We start from the raw sequence: 3,569 nt of genomic DNA on the forward strand, positions 1-3,569 counted from the left end.
CTCACGCGGCATTTCTGAGCACGAGATCGTTCCGGTATCCAGCATCGGTTGGGTCTGTATTTATTGCTGATCGCGAGCATGCATCCGAGCTTTGGTCTCACGCATAACGGTACGCGTCACCCGGCACGCGCGAGAGATTCTCAATTTCAAAACCGCTCGGCTCGCGTGCTCGGGTGCACGCGATGGTTCCCCGCCGGTTTCCGCTCCCAAGTATAACGAGGGCTAACGTCCATAGTCTGACGTGTCAACATGTGTCGGCGGTCCCGATGCGTCAGCATTGCGGGCACGAATGAACTGATTCTGAATTACGGCCAATGCCCAGCCAACCACCCCGCCCCACACGGTAGGTGCAATGTCTGGTGGTGATGTCCCTGCGGCAAGAAATGCACAAAGAGCAGCGTAGACATAGCATCGAACAACGCCACGAAGTTGATCTTTGCGGACGAGTAGGACGATAAAGAACGACGGGACACCAACCAGAAACCCAATTGTCATTCCGGCAAATGGAAGGTTTTGGTAGTAAGCAAACGCTATCGCAAGAACACCGAATGCTACGGCGGTTCGTCGAAGCGTTAGTTGGGTTTGCTTATTTGGCAAACGCGGCGTTTCTCAGTCGGGGAACGTTTGCGATATGCGGGCGGTGGCGAGGGATGTGATTGGAAAGCCGAGTTGTTCTCCACCACCGCTCCGTCATCATCGCGTGGTTATCGGGAATACGGTTGTTGATCCAATCGAGCGATTCGAAACCGTCGAGTGGCGATCAGGAGCGCACCGACAGGTGAGGAAGCGATGGGTACGATGTCGATGGAGAGCGTCAGAGGATTGTATCAGACGCAATCGACATCGTTCGCGTCGTTTCCGGGAGTCTACGCAGCGGTGAAACGTTGGAGTCGCGGTGAAGCGATCGATTGGCAACCGAAACGCAGTCCGTTCATTGAGAAGGTTGACGACCGTTCGCATGACCGCGACGGATGTTGCAGGATCGAGCGAGAGAGTGTGTCGAGAAACCGAACGCAATTGTGTCGGCCATCGTTTACAACGTCGATTGGTTTGACGTTCAAAGTGTTGAACGTTCTCAAGGTGTTATCGTTGCGCCGTCGAGCAGACGATCGCGAGCATCAATGATGGCGTGGTGTGCAACCGAGATCAGCATCGCCAAGTCCTGCATTCGTCGCCGCGATAACGGCAGCGATCACCCGGTCGCCGCGAGCAATCTTCCATTTTCAAAACGCCCGACTCGGCGACTCGGGTGCATCGGATGGTTCGCCGCATTCATCTAGTCCAACGTCGGGTGCCAAAGAGCAGCGATTCCGCGAATGGCGTATCAGACCGACCGTGCCAGCTGTCAGTGTCCAGATAATCACGATCGGCGCTACGAATCCGAAGATTTCCTGCATCATTCTCAAGTACCCGACTGACTCGATGTATGGGATGACGCGTCCGATGTTGTCACGCATCAGTTGCCGCGGAATCGCAGGTACAACCAAGAGCGATGTTGGCAGCATCACGGTCAGCGACCAGAGCAAGCCATTGCGACAGCTTTGTAGCGTAGCGTACCAAGCCGAACATGCTCGGTCGATGGAAGGATTGTCTGCAAGTACCGCACGTGATGGCGAGTACGGGTTGGTCATCTTTTCCGTGTGAACGTCGATGCTCCGATCTCTATCGGCGAACGCTACCGATCAGCCGGCGGCGACGGTTGATTATCCACCTCAAAACGCTTGACTTCGCCGCTCGGTTGCATCGGATTGTTACCCGTCAGCTCCGAACTGTCTGCATGGTGAGCGATGTACGATCTTATCATTTCATTGGGCTCTCCGCCGACCCAAACCGTTTGAAAAATGTCGCCGTCAGGTCGAGTAACTGGGGAATCGGTTGTCCCGGGAACGGGATCAAAGGACCAGTCAACCTTGATCATTGTTCGAAGTTTGTCGATGTACTCGCTGTTCGAGATGGGATTCCCATCACTGTCTGAGCGTGAGAAGAGCATCGGTTGCCCTGCTCCGATTACGGTAGCAAGGTCGTCCCAATTGGATGGCCATCTGCCATCATTTTGCTCCATGTAGGTCGTTAAAAGCGTGCCTGTGTCCCACGCAGCGTAGGCTTCAGGAATCTCGCGGATCGTTCTAACGAGAGAAATCGCAAACCAACCAATCGCAACCACAAGCGTGAACCCAATAAGCTGGATGAGCCTACGTTTCGTAATTGCGCTCACGTGCAAGCTTCGATCGGGTAACGGCACGGTTCAGCGGGCGGCGGCGAACGACTCGCCCATTGTTGATACGGCGACCACCGCCGCTCCGTTGCAACCGATGGTTATCCGCCAGTTTGAGCTAAGGACTACAGCGGCCATCTTTGCGTAGTGCTTTGTACTCGGGCCAACCGTAACGTCCTTCGTGCTCTTCTACAAAGAAAGCGCAATTGCGAGCAAGAAAGCTAAACTTGAAGCCACCTTGGTTGCGAATGTGCAGTATTGCATCACGAACAGTGTCACCAAACAGCGTTGCAGCGGATTCGTCATCGAAACCGCCCTTTGGCGGTCTCCATTTCGGGTTGTAGTGCTTGACATCAATTTCGTAGTCGCAATCCAGATCCCAGTGAGGCATCGGCAAGTAGTTGTTGCCAATCAATGATTGCCATTCACCGTCGGATTGAGCGCGAGGGCGTCGATCAAGAACCATCGAGAACCAGCCGCTTTGCTCGAACGAAAACCCGGTGGCAAGCAGTGACACCTTTCGGTCAGCATCACCAAGGGCCCAATCCCAGTCGGGATCGTAATTATCAAGCCGGTTCCAGATGTACTCCTGGATTTGGCATTGGTCACGCAAGAGGTCAAGAGAATGTGTCATCGTGCTCGACGTTGAGGGATTTCTGTCGGATAACGTTTGCCGTCACCGGGCGGTGGCGAGAGATGTGATTGGAAGGTGTACCGAGTCTCCACCACCGCTCCGTGTGCACGGCATGGTTATCGGGAATACTTTCGTGGATCCAATCGAGCAGTTCGAAACCGTCGAGTGACGATCACGAGCGCACCGACAGGTGAGGAAGCGATGGGTACGATGTCGATGGAGAACGTCAAAGAATACTATCAGACGTAATCGCCATCGTTCGCATCGTTTCCGGGAGTCTACGCAGCGGTGATACGTTGGAGTCGCGGTGAGGCGATCGGTTGGCAACTGGAACACAGTCGTTCGTCAGAAAGGTTGGCGACCGTTCACATGACCGCGACGGATTCAACAAGCTCGAATGACAAGATGCGTCGAGCGACCGATCACAGTTTTGTAGGATATTGTGTCCAGCGTCGATTGGTTTGATGTTCGCTGTGTTGAATGAATCCATCGTGCCGTAGATGCGTCGTCGAGCAGACGATCGCGAGCACCGACGATGGCGTGGTGTATAATCGAGACCGTCATCGCCATGTCCTGCATATGTCGCCGCGATAACGTCGGACATCACCGGGCGGTGGAAACCGGCGTGATTGGAAAGAGAAGCAGGTCTCCACCACCGCTCCGTGTGCATGTCATGGTTACCCTGCGATTTCTGGAAAGTAGCCACTGGGGCCGACACCA

General features: G+C 54.6%; 3 protein-coding genes. 1 reads left to right on the top strand and 2 read right to left on the bottom strand.

Going from position 1 to position 3,569, the window contains the following annotated elements; genetic code table 11:
• The first annotated feature begins 1,443 nt into the window (after positions 1 to 1,443).
• Entirely contained in the window at positions 1,444 to 1,644 is a 201-nt protein-coding gene (locus LOC70_RS13060) for a hypothetical protein (RefSeq protein WP_230254029.1), read from the top strand.
• Positions 1,645 to 1,675: 31 nt separating this feature from the next.
• Here the strand turns inward: LOC70_RS13060 and LOC70_RS13065 are convergent, their stop codons facing one another.
• A complete protein-coding gene (locus tag LOC70_RS13065) occupies positions 1,676 to 2,215 on the bottom strand; it encodes a hypothetical protein (protein ID WP_230254030.1) in 540 nt (179 codons plus the stop codon).
• Positions 2,216 to 2,333: 118 nt separating this feature from the next.
• Positions 2,334 to 2,849, bottom strand: coding sequence for a hypothetical protein (locus LOC70_RS13070; RefSeq protein ID WP_230254031.1), 516 nt, complete (start codon positions 2,847 to 2,849; stop codon positions 2,334 to 2,336).
• Between the last annotated feature and the right edge of the window lie 720 nt (positions 2,850 to 3,569).

Origin of the sequence: Rhodopirellula halodulae, assembly GCF_020966775.1 — a bacterium.
GTDB lineage: Bacteria > Planctomycetota > Planctomycetia > Pirellulales > Pirellulaceae > Rhodopirellula > Rhodopirellula halodulae.

What these genes read in the sequence shown, in the direction of transcription:
- LOC70_RS13060 (WP_230254029.1), top strand. Translation starts at nt 1,444, where the DNA reads ATGTTGTCACGCATCAGTTGCCGCGGAATCGCAGGTACAACCAAGAGC.
- LOC70_RS13070 (WP_230254031.1), bottom strand. Translation starts at nt 2,849, where the DNA reads ATGACACATTCTCTTGACCTCTTGCGTGACCAATGCCAAATCCAGGAG.